Below are 13,905 nucleotides of genomic sequence, written 5' to 3' on the forward strand. Positions count from 1 at the left end.
AACTACTCCGCCGCCACTTTTGCGGCCGCCTCGGCGGCCTTCATTGACTTGTGCATTGCTTCGGCCGCGTCGCGGCCATCCTTGATCGCCCAGACCACGAGCGACGCGCCCCGGACGATGTCGCCCGCCGCATAGACGCCCGGCAGGCTCGTCTCCATCGTCGCATAGTCCACGCGCACCGCTCCCCAGCGGTTCACAGTCAGCGAAGGCTCATTGAAGAGAGCAGGAAGATCTTCTGGATCAAAGCCAAGCGCCTTGATGACCATGTCGGCCTTCACGTCGAACGTTTCCCCGGTCTTGACCGGCGACTGACGGCCGGAGGAATCGGGCTCGCCGAGCTTCATGCGGCTGGCGCGGACAGCTTTCACCTTGCCACCCTTGGTGTCGAGGATAGCTTCAGGATTGGCGAGCCATTCGAACACGACCCCCTCCTCTTCTGCATTCTGAACTTCGCGCTGCGAGCCCGGCATGTTGGCTCGGTCACGGCGGTAGAGGCAGGTAACCGACTTGGCCCCTTGGCGAATTGCCGTGCGGACACAATCCATCGCTGTGTCGCCGCCGCCGATCACGACGACGCGCTTGCCTTCGGCGTTGAGCGTGCCCGATGTGTAAGCTTCAACCGCGTCCCCAAGGCTGACCTTGTTGGAAGCGGTGAGATAGTCGAGGGCAGGCAGCACGCCGTCCGATCCACTGCCGGGGCATTTGAGGTCCTTGGCCGCATAGACGCCGGTCGCAATCAGAACCGTATCGTGCCGCTCCCGGAGGTCTGAGAGGGACACGTCCTGCCCAACGCGCGTATTGAAGCGGAACGCAATGCCGGAAGCCTCAAGATGCCGGATGCGGCGCTCCACGACATCCTTCTCCAGCTTGAAGCCCGGAATGCCATAGACCAGTAAGCCGCCGCCGCGGTCATAGGCATCATAAACAGTCACCTGATAGCCCTTGCGGCGCAGCTGCTCGGCGGCGGCGAGGCCGCCTGGCCCGGCGCCGATGATACCGGCAGACTGCGCGCGTTCCCGCGGCGGCTTGATCGGCTGAATCCAGCCCTGCTCCCACGCCGTGTCGGTGATGTATTTCTCGACTGAGCCAATGGTCACGGTTCCGTGGCCAGACTGTTCGATCGTGCAGATGCCCTCGCACAGCCGATCCTGCGGACAAATGCGGCCGCAGATTTCCGGCATGTTGTTGGTGGCCGACGAGACACGCCAGGCTTCTTCAAGCCGGTCTTCCGCAGCCAGCTTCAGCCAGTCGGGAATGTTGTTCTGGAGCGGGCAGCCCTGCTGGCAGAATGGCACGCCGCACTGAGAACAGCGGCTCGCCTGCGCCTTGGCGGCATCAGCGGAAAACTCCCCATAGATTTCCCGGAAGTCCTCTGCGCGTTCCTTCGCGCCGCGCTTCGCCGGCATGGCCCGCGAAACTTTAGTGAACTGCAGCATACGCTCCGCCATTGACCTGCCTCAACTTTGCTGGAGCCCTTCCTATAATCGCGTGATTGCGCCTCACAAGAGGCACAATCATATTTACATATCTTTACGATATTGAATTGCCATATTTTCTCACCAACTTCAGGCCAGACGTCAAAGCGTCCCAATAATTAATATCAAAATGATATTATCAGTTTTGGCCTGCACTTCTTCCCGAAGCTGAAGTAGCTATGCGTCAATAAATACAGAGGTAAAGCTCGCGCCATGTCGATCCTTCAGCTCGTTCTCATCGCCCTCATTCAAGGCATTACAGAATGGCTGCCGATCTCGTCGTCGGCGCACGTCATGCTGATATCAGACTTTGTTGGCCTTACGGGGCGAGATGAGCTGCTGATCAATGCGGCTTCAAACGCGGGCACACTCATCGCGATGCTCCTTTACTTCCGGAAAGACGTGGCGGCGGCAACCATGGGCGGATTTGAGTTGGTCGCTACGCCTTTCAGCAAACGGCCATTGTCACCTGGCGCGCGCCTCGCCCTCTGCATTCTTGTGGCGACACCTTTTGCCCTGCTTGGGGCGGTTATCTATGAGCAGTTCATTCCCGAAGACATCGCGACTTCCTTTCGCAGCGTCTACGCAGTGGCTGCTTCAACCATCATTTTCGGGGCTCTTTTGTGGCTGGCAGATACGCGTGGGGCGCAGACGCGCTCCGAAGGCGACATGACGCTTCGGGACGCGTTTCTGATTGGCGCCAGCCAGCTCGTTGCGGTCATAATACCTGGGACCAGCCGATCGGGCATCACGATGACGGCTGCCCGCGCGCTGGGCTATGAGCGGCTGGAAGCTGCGCGCTTCTCCATGTTGATCGGAGCGCCTATCCTGGCTGCGGTAAGCCTCTACGGGATAATGGGGCTTGCTTCCGGGCCGGCGGGCGGCGGCGGGGCCACTCTGTCGGATGGCCTCATCGTTGCGGCGCTGGCGTTCGTGTCAGGCTATGCGTCCATCGGACTTTTGATGGCGCTTCTGAGGAAGATGAGCTTTCTTCCTTTTGTGCTCTACCGCTTCGCTCTGGGGATCGCCTTGCTGGCAACCTCCCCTCTCGTGGCAGGATCAGTTACCTGACCTCAGGCTTCGCTGGGCCTGTGGAACTCGCCATACGGGCGGAAGCGCCAGAGATAGGACGGAACAATCGCCTCGACCGATTCAAGCTGGGTAATGCCAAGATCGGCAATCGTGTGGGCACCGGCGGCCACGACATTGTCGTTGGCGAGCATTTCGACCTGCGAACCGGTCAGCGGCGGATCCCCGAACAAGCCCCAGGAAAAGGGCGGCACGAAACGCCAGATTGCGCCGGTGATATATGCCATCGGCCGCGCCACAAAGAACGGCAAGGGGATCTTGAAACGGGGACGGTCAATCGTCTTGAGGATGATGTCGTAGAGCGCGTTGAAGCTGTAGATGCTCGGCCCGCCGATCTCAAAGGTTCTGCCAGCAGCATCTTCCCGCTCGACGGCCGCCGCGATGGCTGCGGCGACGTCCCCGGCATAGATGGGCTGGAACTTCGTCTTGCCCCCGCCGATGGCCGGCATGAAGGGGACAAACCGGGCCATGTTGGCGAACCGGTTGAAGAACTGGTCTTCCGGCCCGAACACGATGGACGGGCGCAGCACGACTGCGGAAGGGATAGTTTCCCGCACGGACGCTTCAGCCGCTGCTTTCGTGCGGCCATAGGGCGAGCGCGATCCAGGATCAGCCCCGATCGCCGAAACCTGCACAAACCGATTGATGCCCTTTTCCTTTGCGACCTCTGCAAGCAGAGCGGCGCCGCCGGACTGCTCACTGTCAAAGGTCTGCCGGGCATGTTCGAAGAGGATGCCAACGAGATTGACGACGGCGTCTGCTCCGTCCAGCGCACGCTCAAGGGAAGCGCGGTCGCGGATGTTGGCCTGAACGACGTCGACCCAGCCGGGAGGCCCCGCCAGGCGCACATCAAGAGCGGTATGAACACGCCGGCACGCGACCCGGACCCGCCAGCCTTTGGCGACCAGCGCCCGCGCTGCGTAGCGACCGATAAATCCCGAGCCGCCTACCAGTGTTACCAAGCCTTTGCTCATCGTCATCTCATCCCTGGGGCGCAAAAACGGCCCTGAATCAATCTTGGTGTGCTTTCCCATTTTGTGCTGCGTATGTCCATGCGGCCATGACGCCGGCGCGTTACCAGATGACGGTCATGGTCACGGCGTCGGCATAGCTGCCCGAGTTTACCTGTCGATCGGCCGGGATCGTGCCGGTGATGAGATGATCGCGGCTGCGCGTGAACAGTCCGAGGAGGAAGGAATTGTTGATCGTGGAGCCCTGAACACCGTTTCCCCGCACCTGTCGGGATTGTGTATAGACTTGATAATTATGCTCATTTGCGCTGCTCGCCTGCAGCATGGCCCGGCCGTTGAGTTCCCCGGACTGCCCGCCGCCCCCAGCCGGACCTCATACCTGGCCCCGACGAACAGAAAACCACTGCAGCTGACGGCCACGGTCGCGCTGCCTGTAGAGGCATTGCCGGAAAACGCGTGACAGGGCGTGAAGCTCATAGGCGTCGCCGATCCCCTGCCAATGCTCTGCACGTGCGCGAAGACGAAAGCTCCCGGCAGCGGCCCCGGTGTCAGGCGCACCGTCATTGATGCTGGATTTGCGTAGAGGGCGATCAGCCCTTCATCAGGCCGGACGCCTTGAGCAGCTTTCCGGCGCGCAGCACCCGGTCGAGCTTGTGCTCGCTGGAGCGGTCACCCTTGTTGGAATCAGGGTGGAAGCGGCGGACATATTCGGCATACCGCGCGCGGATTTCCGCCGGCTTGGCATCGGTCTCCAGATCCAGTTCCTTGAGGGCCCGGATCTGCAGGCTTGACCTATGGGAATGTACCCGCTCTTCGGCGGCGGGCGTATCGTCCATGTCGAAGAAGCTGCGCCCGGCCCAGCGGCGCGGATCGTGCGGATCGGTCGCCTTGCGCCCGCCAAGCGGCCCGTTGCCCATGCGCCAGGTGCGCTTGTGACCATACCGCTCCGCGCGCAGGAAGGCAGCCGCCTCTGCTTCGCTCATGCCTTGAAAGAAATTGAAGGTTCGGTTGTAGGAGGCTGCATGGCTCTCGCAGAACCAGTGCCGCCCTTGCCCGCCCGGACGCGGCGCGGGATGGGACCCTTCAAGGTCACATCCCTGCTCGTCGCAAACGCGCGTACGCTTCGCCCGTGCACGCGACGTCTCGTCGGCGGGGGGCTTCACGCGTATATCCGTGAACTTCACTCGGTATCTGAACGGTTCGCCGTCTGACATGGGGCCACATAATAGGGAGCGCCGGTTAAACATGCCACAACCAAACGACAGACAAACGCGCATTGAGGCCGCATTGACCTCTGCTTTTCTGCCGGTTTCCCTTTCCGTGACGGATGACAGTCACAAACATGAGGGTCATGCGGGCGCTGCGCCGGGCGGCGAGACGCATTATTCGGTCGAGATTGTCGCCGAAGCGTTCGAGGGGCTCTCGCGCGTGCAGGTGCAGCGCGCCGTGATGCTGGTGCTGCAGAAAGAGTTCGATACCGGCCTGCACGCCCTGGCGCTGAAGGCCCGCGCGCCAGCAGCTGGCTGAGGCTCAGTCTACCTCGGCCACGAGGGCGGCTTTGGAAACGTTCACACCGGTTACCTGATTGCGCTGGCGGCGCAGGATGTTGAACCGGTAGCCGTGGAAGACGAAGCTCTGACCGGGCTCGGGGATCGTCTGCGCCTCATGGATGACGAGGCCTGCGACTGTGACGGCTTCTTCATCCGAAAGGTCCCAGCCGGTGGCGCGGTTGAGATCGCGGATCGGCACCCAGCCATCGACATTGACCGAGCCATCTGGCTGCGGGCGCACGCCCTGGACCTGCACGTCATGCTCGTCATGGATCGCGCCGACGATCTCCTCGAGAATGTCTTCCAGCGTGATCAGGCCCTGTAGTTCCCCATACTCGTCAATCACCAGGGCAAAGTGCTGGCCGCGCGAGAGGAACTGGTTGAGCTGTTCCTGCACGGGGGTCGTCTCCGGCACGAACCAGGGTTTGCGCAGGATCGAATCAAGGTCGAGCTTCGAGAGATCACCGCCCATCGGCAAGGCAGCGCGCAGTAGGTCCTTCGCGTGCAGGATGCCGATGATCTCCTCCTTCTCGCCGCGATAGAGCGGCAGGCGGGTGTGGGGGCTGGAGAGCGCCTTCATGATCAGCTGGCGCGGCTCGAGATCGGCGTCGAGCATGTAGATGTTCTTGCGATGGATCATCACATCCTCGACGGTGAGATCCTTCAGGTCGAGCGCGCCCACGAGGCGGAGATGGTTTTCCTTGTCCACCCCGCCCTCGGCTGCGTGCATGTCGATCGCGCCGCGGATTTCCTCTTCCGCCGAAAGCGGGCTCGTCGGCGCGCCCACGCCCAAAAAGCGCAGAACACCATTCACGATAAGCTGGATCAGCTTGATGATCCAGGAGGCTGCTTTCACCACCACCGAAATGGGTCCCGCCACCACGAGCGCAACCGAATCCGGTCGCGTGATGGAATAGGTCTTCGGCATCACCTCGGAGAAGATCAGCACAAGCACGGTCATCACGGCAGTAGCCAGCACAAGGGCCAGCCCCCCCTGCCCGAACAATGCGGTAAACAGCGATGTTGCCAGCACAGAGGCCAGGATGTTGACGACGTTGTTGCCAAGCAGAATTGCGCCGATGAAGTTCTCACGGTTGGCAAGCAGCTTGTTCACCGTGCGGGCGCGCTTGTCCCCATCGCGTTCCAGGGCGTGCATCCGCGCCCGGGACGCTGCCGTCAGGGCTGTTTCAGAGCCCGAGAAGAAACCAGAAATCATCAGAAGGATGACGATGGCGATGGCATATCCGGCAATCATTGTGTGAGCTCAGGTCCTGTCAGCTGGTTTCTGCAAGTTCGGCGGCGAGAAAACGTTCAACCGAGGCAAGGTCTGCGTCGGGGTGGACATAGGCCGCGCCAATGCCCCGGGCGAGGATCAGTGGCACGCGGCCCGCGCGCGCTTTCTTGTCCTGTTGCATCAGGGCGGCGAGGCGGCCGGCCGCAAAGCGTGTGGGATCCATCCCGCTCAGCGAGACGGGCAGACCCGAAGCGCCGAGAACATCCTTGACCCGCGCCGCATCGGCTACCGGCGTAATGCCGCTGGCCGCGCCATAGCGAAAGGCCAGCGCCATGCCGAGCGCCACGGCTTCGCCGTGGAGCAGGTCTTCGCGATATTCATTGGCAGCTTCGAAGGCGTGCCCGAACGTATGGCCGAGATTGAGGAGCTGGCGCACGCCCGTCTCGGTTTCGTCTTCGGCAACAATAGCTGCCTTGGCCGCGCAGGAGCGGGCGACCGCATAGCGCGCCGCGTCAGGCTCAAGTTCAAGGACTTTCTGTCCGTTTACGGCCAGCCAGTCGAAGAAAGCGGCGTCATTGATCAGGCCATACTTCACGATCTCGGCATAGCCAGCTTTCAGCTCGCGCTCCGGCAGCGTCGCCAGGAGGGCCGTGTCTGCGATCACGAGGCGGGGCTGGTAGAAAGCGCCGATAAGGTTCTTGCCGCGCGGTGTATTGACAGCCGTCTTTCCGCCTACGGAGGAATCCACCTGCGCCAGCAATGTGGTGGGCACCTGCACAAATCCCATGCCGCGCTTCATCAGACTGGCTGCAAGCCCGCCCATATCCCCGATCACGCCGCCGCCGAACGCAATCAGCATATCGCCCCGGTCTGCCCCGCTGGCAAGAAGCCAGTCGAGGACACCTTCCAGCTGGGCGAAGGATTTGGTCTTTTCTCCAGGCGGGAGAGCATACCAGTCCAGCGTGATTCCGGCTGTCTTCACCGCTGCTTCCAGCGCGCCCTTGTGATGGCGCGCAACGGTTTCGTCGGTCAGCACGAACGCACGCGGGCGTTTCAGCATCAGCGAGAGGCGGGGCCCGAGCTCGGCAAGAGCGCCGTGCCCGACAAGGATGTTGTAGGCCCGCGCGCCAAGCTCGACGCGCACGGTTTCCAGTGAAGAATAAGGGCTCATTCCGATTTCCAGGTCTGAAGGGCTTTGAGGATCGCATTGACCGTGTGCGTATGCGGGCCGTCCTTTGAATGGACGACCAGATCGGCCTGCGAATAGAAGGGTTCACGCTCCAGGACGAGATGGGCGAGATGGTCCTTTGCGTCGGCGCGCTGCAGCAGCGGGCGCGTGTCGCGTTTCTGGACCCGCCGCCAGAGTGTTTCGAGATCGGCGTTCAGCCAGACGGTAATCGCCCGTTCGCGCAGCACCTGGCGCGTCTCCGGATCAAGATACGCCCCACCCCCCGTCGCCAGCACATGCGGGGGCAATTCCAGAAGGCGGCGGATGACCTGCTTTTCGCCCCGGCGGAAATCCGCTTCGCCGTGCAGGGAAAAGATGTCGGAGATCGACAGGCCCGCTGCCTTCTCTATCTCATGGTCACTGTCATAGAAATTCCGGCCGAGCTTGTCGGCAAGGCGCCGCCCGACAGTGGACTTGCCTGCTCCCATGAGACCTACAAGCGCAATCGTGCGGCCCTGGAAGGGCGGCGCGCTACTTGAAGGGTCAGAGTCAGAAGGCATGTGTTCCTATTACCCGGCGTTGCACAGAAGTCCTAGGGGTGCCACATAGGCGGCGCAATCGGCAGGCAGAAGGTGCCTAGCCCATTTTGTTTGCGGGACCGGTTCTATGCGCAAATTCCTTATCCTCTTCGCCATCCTGGCCGTTATTGTTGTCGGTACCATGTGGTGGCTTGGCCAGCGCGCCGTCAAGAACGCGCCTCCGGAAGGCGAAATCCGCATACCGGTCGAAGGCGCCCTCGAATAGGCTGAAACGCGACCTTAACCGCGTTTCCCTAGCGTTGGTGGATGGATGATCGCTCGCGCATTGGCGCTTTTCTGGAAATGATGTCGGCCGAGCGGGGCGCCAGCCCCAATACGCTCGATGCCTATGGCCGCGACCTTCTGGACGCCTCGGAATATTGCGGTTTGTGCCTTGTAACGGCATCCTCCAGCGACCTTTCGGGCTGGCTGGCCGGTCTGGCGGCCCGCGGCATGGCACCCTCGACCCAGGCCCGCAAGCTGTCGGCTGTGCGCCGCTTCTTCCGGTTCCTGTTCCAGGAAGGTGACCGCAAGGACGACCCGACGGCCCGCCTCGACGGCCCCTCCCCGGAGCGGGAAGTGCCCGATGTCCTCTCGCGCGATGAAGTTTACCGGCTGATTGCCGCCTGCGAGGAGGATAAACGCCTCAAATGCCTCGTTGAGCTGCTCTACGGCGCCGGCCTGCGCGCGTCCGAACTTGTGACCCTGCGGGTGGGCAACCTCCCCCGCCGCAAGGCCGGGCAGTGGATGAGCGCTGACATCATCATCCGCGGCAAGGGCGGCAAGGACCGGCTCTGCCCTTTGGGCCGGGCGGCCTTGATTGCCCTGTCGGAATGGCTGGATGTGCGCGAGGCAAGCCTTCCGGACAACCCCCTCATGCGCAGCAAGGCCGAAGGCTTTGTGTTCCCGTCTCGCGCTAAGGAGGGCCACCTCACCCGCCGCCGCCTTGGCCAGATGCTGGAAGAGCTCGCGGCAAAGGCAGGCCTGCGCTCCGAGCGGGTCTACCCGCACGCGCTGCGCCACGCCTATGCTACGCACCTTTTGCAGGGCGGGGCAGACCTCAGAGTTGTGCAAACCCTTCTCGGCCATGCCGACATCGCCACGACTCAGATCTACACCCATGTCCTGACAGATGAACTCGCCGAGCTGCTGGAGACGGCACACCCGATGGCCGCTGCCCCCAAGGGCCGGCGTTGAGCCATCAGGCTACGGCCGAACCGCGCGAATTGATCCAGAAGGCGTGAACAACGCCTGGCAGCCAGCCGATCAGCGTCAGCAGCAGATTGATGAGGAACTGCACCCCAAGGCCCTCTTTCAGCAGCACGGCAACGGGCGGAAGAAAAATCGTAAGCAGGATCATCAGCAGTGACATGGGAGTTCCTTTCAAGTGTCGTTTGCGGACAAACGCATGAGCGACGGGGGCGTTCCGTCACAGGGGCGACGTTTGACGCGCTGCAGCACGGGGCTTAATCCTCTCCCGGCAAAAGGGAGGCCGACATGAGCCAGAAAACGCCGCGCAGTTTCTTCAAGCCGCTGTCGATCGGCGCGCCCGAGCCCTATCGCGAACTCCCGGTGAAGCTTGAGCGCATGATCCATTTCGTGCCGCCACACCTGGAGAAAGTGCGCGCCAAGGTGCCGGACATGGCGCCAACCGTGGACGTGATCCTCGCCAATCTGGAAGACGCCATCCCCGCCGACGCCAAGGACGCGGCCCGGGCTGGGGCCATCGAGATGGCTAATATGTATGACTGGCAGGCAAAGGGCACCGGCTTCTGGAGCCGCGTGAACTGCCTCAACTCCCCCTGGTTCCAGGAGGACGTGTCCGAGCTTGTCCTTAAGGCCGGCCACCAGCTCGACGTGATCATGCTGCCCAAGGTCGAGGGCGCTTGGGACATCCACTTTGCCGACCAGTATGTCGCCCAGCTCGAAGCCAAAGCTGGCCTCAAACGCCAGATACTCTTTCACGCCATCCTCGAAACAGCGGAAGGCGTTGCCCGGGTCGAGGAGATCGCCCTCGCTTCCCCCCGCATGCAGGGCATATCGCTTGGCCCGGCAGACCTTGCCGCCAGCCGCAAGATGAAAACGACCCGTGTGGGCGGGGGCCACCCCTTCTACCGGGTGATCGAAGATCCCAAGGATGACGGCAGCACGCGACTGAGCGCCCAGCAGGATCCCTGGCATTACACCATCGCCCGCCTGGTGGACGCCTGCCGCATGGCCGGGATCAATGCCTTCTATGGCCCGTTCGGCGACATTGCCGACCTAGACGCCTGCGAGCAGCAGTTCCGAAATGCCTTCCTGCTCGGCTGCGCCGGCACCTGGAGCCTCCATCCCAGCCAGATCGCGGTCGCCAAGCGCGTTTTCAGCCCTGATCCCGACGAGGTGAAGTTTGCCCGCAAGATCCTCGCCGCGATGCCCGATGGCACCGGTGTTGCGATGATCGACGGCAAGATGCAGGACGACGCCACCTGGAAACAGGCAAAGGTAATTTCCGATCTGGCAGACCTTGTGGCCTCGAAGGACCCCGATCTTGCGGCCGCCTATGCAGGGTGAAATGGCTCTCGCCAAATGCGCCTGACCTGCTTAGCGTAAGCTTCCAGAAACGCGCTCCTGAAGGGTCAGTGGCGCAAGGGGAGCTAGCCATGCTGAGGACAATCGCGGTCACTTTGGGGACAATCCTGGCCATTTCCGGCCAGGCACAAGCCGATGAGGTCTGGACCACGCCGGTCGGTGAAGTGGTCTATGAGGCTGATCTTGAGACCGGTGAGGCTGTGCTCTCATTCCCGGGTGAAAGCGGTCAGCGCCTGGTCGGCATCTTCCCGGGCCTTGCCGGGAAGAGCGAAGAGCGCGGCTTCTTTGCCGGCATCTGGCTTGATCCGGAATCGGCAACCGAAGGCCTCTGCCCCGGCGCGATGGCCGATCCGATCGGCGGCGGCCAAGCCTACACTTGGGGCCGGATGGACATCATCTTCACCAAGCCCGACTTTCCGGGCGGTTTCGTTGTCATGAAAGGCACCTGCTTTGATCAGGCAACCGACTATCTGATCGCTGAGCCGGTGGTGGGGGAATAAGGCGTCCGCGCATGGCAAAGCACCTGATCCCCGAGACCGGCCACAGCCCGAACCTGCAAGCCTGGTTTGACTGGATGACCCGCGATCATTCTGCCGGCGGCCTCTCGGGCCTCCTCGCCGAGGAGGTCGTGTTCAAGAGCCCGGTCGTCCACACGCCCCAACAGGGCAAGGCGATCACTATGGCCTATCTGCTCGCCGCCGGCGAGACGCTCGGCAATGACGATTTCCGCTACACGCGGGTGTTCGACTGCGGCGACAGGGCCGTGCTGGAATTCGAGACGATGATGGACGGCGTCCTCGTCAACGGCGTCGACATGATGCAATGGAACTCAGAGGGCCAGATCACCGATTTCAAGGTGATGGTCCGCCCGTTGAAGGCCGTCCAGACCGTCCACGCCGCCATGGGCGCGATGCTCGCCAAGATGAAGGCGGGTGCATGAAGGCGCCGGCCCTGGAAACACCGCGCCTCCTCCTGCGCGGGGCAGAACCCTGTGACATAGACGCAGCCTCCGCCATGTGGGGCAGCGACGAGGTAACCCGCTTCATCGGCGGCAAGCCGCGCTCACGCCAGGACGCCTGGTTTGCCCTGCTGCGCGGAGTGGGTCTCTGGGAAATGAAGGGCTTTGGCTACTGGGTCGTCACCGACAAGGCGAGCGGCGAATTCCTCGGCGAATGCGGCTTTGCCGATTTCGAGCGCGGCCTGCCCAAAGAACTGATCTACGGGCCGGAAGCGGGCTGGGCCTTCGGGCCGCAGACCTGGGGCAAGGGCATTGCCTCCGAAGCCGTCGGCGCCATCCATGACTGGCTCGACGAAACGCTCGGCAGCTCAAGCTGCTGTGTAATCGATCCGGGTAATTCCGCTTCCCGCAAGGTGGCTGAGAAGATCGGCTACCGGCACACGGGCGATACCCTGCTCGCCGGCTTGCCGGTCAATACCTACCGGCGCGGAGCCTGATAGGCTTCCGGGCTGCCGGTTTCGTCATTGGCACCCAGCGGCTTCCACGCGCGCAGAAGTTCAAGGAAGGCCTGATCGGGCAGGCCGGGACTGTAGAGGAAACCCTGCGCCATGGTGCAACCACGGCGGCGCAGGAAGTCGGCCTGCTTGGTCGTTTCCACACCTTCGGCCACCGTCTTCAGCCCGAGCGTTTCGGCCATGGCGAGAATCATTTCGACAATCGCAGGCGCCTGACGATCCGTCTCCAGCGCCGAGACAAACTGCCGGTCGATCTTGAACACATCGAAGGGAAGCTGGGTCAGCGTGGCGAGGTTTGAATGGCCGGTGCCGAAATCATCAATGGCGAGCTTCGTGCCCATGGCCCGCAGCGGCGAGATGAACTCAGCCACCCTCGCGGGGTCAGACACCGCCATGCTTTCGGTGATCTCCAGCTCCAGCCGGCGGGGATGAAGGCCGGACCGGCGCAGCGCGCCCATCACGGTTTCGGTAAGGTCGTTGCGCTGGAACTGGCTGGGCGAGACATTCACCGCGACCGTTACGTCATGGCCTTCCAGCTCCCAGGTGCGCGCAGCTTCACACGCTGCTTCCAGGATCTGCTTGCCGATCTCTTCGATGAGCCCTGCTTCCTCCGCCACCGGAATAAACGCGGCAGGCGAGATCAGCTTTCCGTTTGAGCGCCGCCAGCGGGCGAGGGCTTCGGCGCCGACAATCCGGCCGGTGGCAAAATCGATCTTTGGCTGGAACACCGCCTTGAACTCGCGGTTCTCCACGGCGTCGCGCAGCTCTGCCTCAAACCGGTAGCGCCCCTGCACGATGCGGGTCAGGCGCGGGGTAAAAAAGCGGAAACCAGACTGCGATTCGTTCCTCACAAGGCGCAAAGCGAGCTTGGCATTCTGCATCAGCTTCTGCGGGGAATCGGCGTCTTCCGGGGCCATCACGATGCCCCCCGACAGTGACATGGTGACCGGGCGGCCAAGGATCGTGAACGGCTCATTGAAAGCGTTGCGGATGGCGCGGGCAATGGCGATCACATGTTCGCGGCTGCCAGCGTTTGGCATGAACAGAGTGAACTGGTCAGCCGTCAGCGCCGCGAGCATCGAACCGCGCAGGGCCGAGGCGGAGGGATCGGGCACATCGCTTAGCGCCTTGGCGATGCGCTGGGCGGCGGCGTGGATCATCACTTCGCCATGACCAGAACCCACCTGCTCCACCAGATGGGCGAAACGGTCGATATCGAGCAGGATGAAGGCGGCTGGTTGTTCGAAGCTCGCCGCCGGCAGCGTCTCCACGATGCGCTTCTCGGCGGCCACAGCATTGGGCAGGCCGGTGCGGCTGTCGCGGTAGGCGATCTTGCGCAAATGGTCGTTCTCCCGCCGCAGCTTTCGCACGGTGCGGGTCGTCGCCACGCGCAGACGGCGCAGTTCCGGAAATTTCAGCGAATAGAGATCCGCGTCGGCGTCGCCGCGGGTCGACATCATGTAATCAGTAAAGCGCAGGAATACGCCTTGCAGCGGGCGGGCGAGATAATAGCAGACCGTAGCGGTGATCAGGACCGTGCCCACCAGCATGCCTGCGATCACCGGGACCGGCACGGAGAAGCCAACGGGTGTTTCTTCAGAAGATGTCCGGAAGATAACCTCTATGGCGACCAGGAGCGCAAACAGGAGAATGGATAAAAGCCCGCCTGCAATCCCGGCGAAAGCCGGAATGGAAAGGCTGCCGGTCAACCGGCCGATGAGGCTTCCCTGCTTCAATCCATTGCCCACTCGAATACCCAACCTAGGTAAATCCCGCAGAAACTGCCCTATATATGT

The 13,905-nt window shown here is 62.5% G+C and carries 16 protein-coding genes and 1 pseudogene; 8 read left to right on the forward strand and 9 right to left on the reverse strand.

The window, feature by feature from the left end; genetic code table 11:
• Positions 1-2: 2 nt before the first annotated feature.
• Positions 3-1,448: an FAD-dependent oxidoreductase gene (locus KG722_RS02830; RefSeq protein ID WP_213269272.1), complete on the reverse strand. Its 1,446-nt coding sequence runs from the start codon at positions 1,446-1,448 to the stop codon at positions 3-5.
• A 240-nt stretch (positions 1,449-1,688) separates the two neighbouring features.
• Between KG722_RS02830 and KG722_RS02835 the strand changes: the two genes are divergently transcribed.
• On the forward strand, positions 1,689-2,546 hold the full coding sequence (locus tag KG722_RS02835; RefSeq protein WP_213269274.1) for an undecaprenyl-diphosphate phosphatase: 858 nt from the start codon (positions 1,689-1,691) through the stop codon (positions 2,544-2,546).
• 2 nt (positions 2,547-2,548) lie between these two features.
• On the opposite strand, the gene KG722_RS02840 is transcribed toward KG722_RS02835, so the two are convergent.
• From KG722_RS02840 to KG722_RS02850, 3 genes and pseudogenes are all read right to left on the reverse strand, one after another.
• Positions 2,549-3,538: a complex I NDUFA9 subunit family protein gene (locus KG722_RS02840; RefSeq protein WP_213269276.1), complete on the reverse strand. Its 990-nt coding sequence runs from the start codon at positions 3,536-3,538 to the stop codon at positions 2,549-2,551.
• A gap of 100 nt (positions 3,539-3,638) precedes the next feature.
• Positions 3,639-3,881, reverse strand: a pseudogene (locus KG722_RS02845) (spore coat protein U domain-containing protein); the annotation flags it as partial.
• Between the two features lie 244 nt (positions 3,882-4,125).
• Positions 4,126-4,749, reverse strand: coding sequence for a J domain-containing protein (locus KG722_RS02850; RefSeq protein WP_213269280.1), 624 nt, complete (start codon positions 4,747-4,749; stop codon positions 4,126-4,128).
• A 31-nt stretch (positions 4,750-4,780) separates the two neighbouring features.
• Here KG722_RS02850 and KG722_RS02855 point away from each other — a divergent pair, with 31 nt between their 5' ends.
• Complete coding sequence (locus KG722_RS02855) at positions 4,781-5,062, forward strand: BolA/IbaG family iron-sulfur metabolism protein (RefSeq protein WP_213269282.1); 282 nt, start codon at positions 4,781-4,783, stop codon at positions 5,060-5,062.
• Between the two features lie 3 nt (positions 5,063-5,065).
• Here KG722_RS02855 and KG722_RS02860 read toward each other — a convergent pair whose 3' ends face one another.
• From KG722_RS02860 to KG722_RS02870, 3 genes are read right to left on the reverse strand one after another with little or no spacing between them, the layout of a single operon-like run.
• Positions 5,066-6,340, reverse strand: coding sequence for an HlyC/CorC family transporter (locus KG722_RS02860; RefSeq protein WP_213269284.1), 1,275 nt, complete (start codon positions 6,338-6,340; stop codon positions 5,066-5,068).
• A gap of 19 nt (positions 6,341-6,359) precedes the next feature.
• A complete protein-coding gene (aroB, locus tag KG722_RS02865; protein WP_213269286.1) occupies positions 6,360-7,490 on the reverse strand; it encodes a 3-dehydroquinate synthase in 1,131 nt (376 codons plus the stop codon).
• Complete coding sequence (locus tag KG722_RS02870) at positions 7,487-8,047, reverse strand: shikimate kinase (RefSeq protein ID WP_213269288.1); 561 nt, start codon at positions 8,045-8,047, stop codon at positions 7,487-7,489. Before KG722_RS02870 ends, aroB begins: the two co-directional genes overlap by 4 nt.
• A gap of 106 nt (positions 8,048-8,153) precedes the next feature.
• On the opposite strand from KG722_RS02870, the gene KG722_RS02875 reads away from it, so the two are divergent.
• Together KG722_RS02875 and KG722_RS02880 are read left to right on the forward strand one after the other, a co-directional pair.
• Positions 8,154-8,291: a hypothetical protein gene (locus tag KG722_RS02875; protein WP_213269290.1), complete on the forward strand. Its 138-nt coding sequence runs from the start codon at positions 8,154-8,156 to the stop codon at positions 8,289-8,291.
• 41 nt (positions 8,292-8,332) lie between these two features.
• Positions 8,333-9,262 (forward strand): tyrosine recombinase, encoded by a 930-nt coding sequence (locus KG722_RS02880; protein WP_213269292.1) that lies wholly within the window; start codon positions 8,333-8,335, stop codon positions 9,260-9,262.
• A 4-nt stretch (positions 9,263-9,266) separates the two neighbouring features.
• Here the strand turns inward: KG722_RS02880 and KG722_RS02885 are convergent, their stop codons facing one another.
• Complete coding sequence (locus KG722_RS02885; protein WP_213269294.1) at positions 9,267-9,437, reverse strand: YqaE/Pmp3 family membrane protein; 171 nt, start codon at positions 9,435-9,437, stop codon at positions 9,267-9,269.
• Positions 9,438-9,562: 125 nt separating this feature from the next.
• Here KG722_RS02885 and KG722_RS02890 point away from each other — a divergent pair, with 125 nt between their 5' ends.
• The 4 genes from KG722_RS02890 to KG722_RS02905 all read left to right on the forward strand — a co-directional run bounded on the left by KG722_RS02890 (position 9,563) and on the right by KG722_RS02905 (position 12,091).
• Positions 9,563-10,618 carry a CoA ester lyase gene (locus KG722_RS02890; protein WP_213269296.1) on the forward strand — a complete coding sequence of 352 codons (1,056 nt, stop codon included), beginning with the start codon at positions 9,563-9,565 and terminating at the stop codon, positions 10,616-10,618.
• Between the two features lie 89 nt (positions 10,619-10,707).
• Complete coding sequence (locus KG722_RS02895) at positions 10,708-11,136, forward strand: hypothetical protein (RefSeq protein WP_213269298.1); 429 nt, start codon at positions 10,708-10,710, stop codon at positions 11,134-11,136.
• 11 nt (positions 11,137-11,147) lie between these two features.
• A complete protein-coding gene (locus KG722_RS02900; protein WP_213269300.1) occupies positions 11,148-11,576 on the forward strand; it encodes a nuclear transport factor 2 family protein in 429 nt (142 codons plus the stop codon).
• On the forward strand, positions 11,573-12,091 hold the full coding sequence (locus tag KG722_RS02905; RefSeq protein ID WP_213269302.1) for a GNAT family N-acetyltransferase: 519 nt from the start codon (positions 11,573-11,575) through the stop codon (positions 12,089-12,091). The genes KG722_RS02900 and KG722_RS02905 overlap by 4 nt, the downstream gene beginning before the upstream one ends.
• On the opposite strand, the gene KG722_RS02910 is transcribed toward KG722_RS02905, so the two are convergent.
• A complete protein-coding gene (locus KG722_RS02910; RefSeq protein ID WP_213269304.1) occupies positions 12,073-13,869 on the reverse strand; it encodes a bifunctional diguanylate cyclase/phosphodiesterase in 1,797 nt (598 codons plus the stop codon). The genes KG722_RS02905 and KG722_RS02910 overlap by 19 nt on opposite strands.
• Positions 13,870-13,905 lie beyond the last annotated feature (36 nt).

Origin of the sequence: Hyphomonas sp., assembly GCF_018402285.1 — a bacterium.
Taxonomy (GTDB): Bacteria; Pseudomonadota; Alphaproteobacteria; order Caulobacterales; family Hyphomonadaceae; genus Hyphomonas.

Coding starts and splice junctions, on each gene's coding strand:
- KG722_RS02830 (WP_213269272.1), bottom strand. CDS start 1,448: ATGGCGGAGCGTATGCTGCAGTTCACTAAAGTTTCGCGGGCCATGCCG.
- KG722_RS02835 (WP_213269274.1), top strand. CDS start 1,689: ATGTCGATCCTTCAGCTCGTTCTCATCGCCCTCATTCAAGGCATTACA.
- KG722_RS02840 (WP_213269276.1), bottom strand. CDS start 3,538: ATGAGCAAAGGCTTGGTAACACTGGTAGGCGGCTCGGGATTTATCGGT.
- KG722_RS02850 (WP_213269280.1), bottom strand. CDS start 4,749: ATGTCAGACGGCGAACCGTTCAGATACCGAGTGAAGTTCACGGATATA.
- KG722_RS02855 (WP_213269282.1), top strand. CDS start 4,781: ATGCCACAACCAAACGACAGACAAACGCGCATTGAGGCCGCATTGACC.
- KG722_RS02860 (WP_213269284.1), bottom strand. CDS start 6,340: ATGATTGCCGGATATGCCATCGCCATCGTCATCCTTCTGATGATTTCT.
- aroB (WP_213269286.1), bottom strand. CDS start 7,490: ATGAGCCCTTATTCTTCACTGGAAACCGTGCGCGTCGAGCTTGGCGCG.
- KG722_RS02870 (WP_213269288.1), bottom strand. CDS start 8,047: ATGCCTTCTGACTCTGACCCTTCAAGTAGCGCGCCGCCCTTCCAGGGC.
- KG722_RS02875 (WP_213269290.1), top strand. CDS start 8,154: ATGCGCAAATTCCTTATCCTCTTCGCCATCCTGGCCGTTATTGTTGTC.
- KG722_RS02880 (WP_213269292.1), top strand. CDS start 8,333: ATGGATGATCGCTCGCGCATTGGCGCTTTTCTGGAAATGATGTCGGCC.
- KG722_RS02885 (WP_213269294.1), bottom strand. CDS start 9,437: ATGTCACTGCTGATGATCCTGCTTACGATTTTTCTTCCGCCCGTTGCC.
- KG722_RS02890 (WP_213269296.1), top strand. CDS start 9,563: ATGAGCCAGAAAACGCCGCGCAGTTTCTTCAAGCCGCTGTCGATCGGC.
- KG722_RS02895 (WP_213269298.1), top strand. CDS start 10,708: ATGCTGAGGACAATCGCGGTCACTTTGGGGACAATCCTGGCCATTTCC.
- KG722_RS02900 (WP_213269300.1), top strand. CDS start 11,148: ATGGCAAAGCACCTGATCCCCGAGACCGGCCACAGCCCGAACCTGCAA.
- KG722_RS02905 (WP_213269302.1), top strand. CDS start 11,573: ATGAAGGCGCCGGCCCTGGAAACACCGCGCCTCCTCCTGCGCGGGGCA.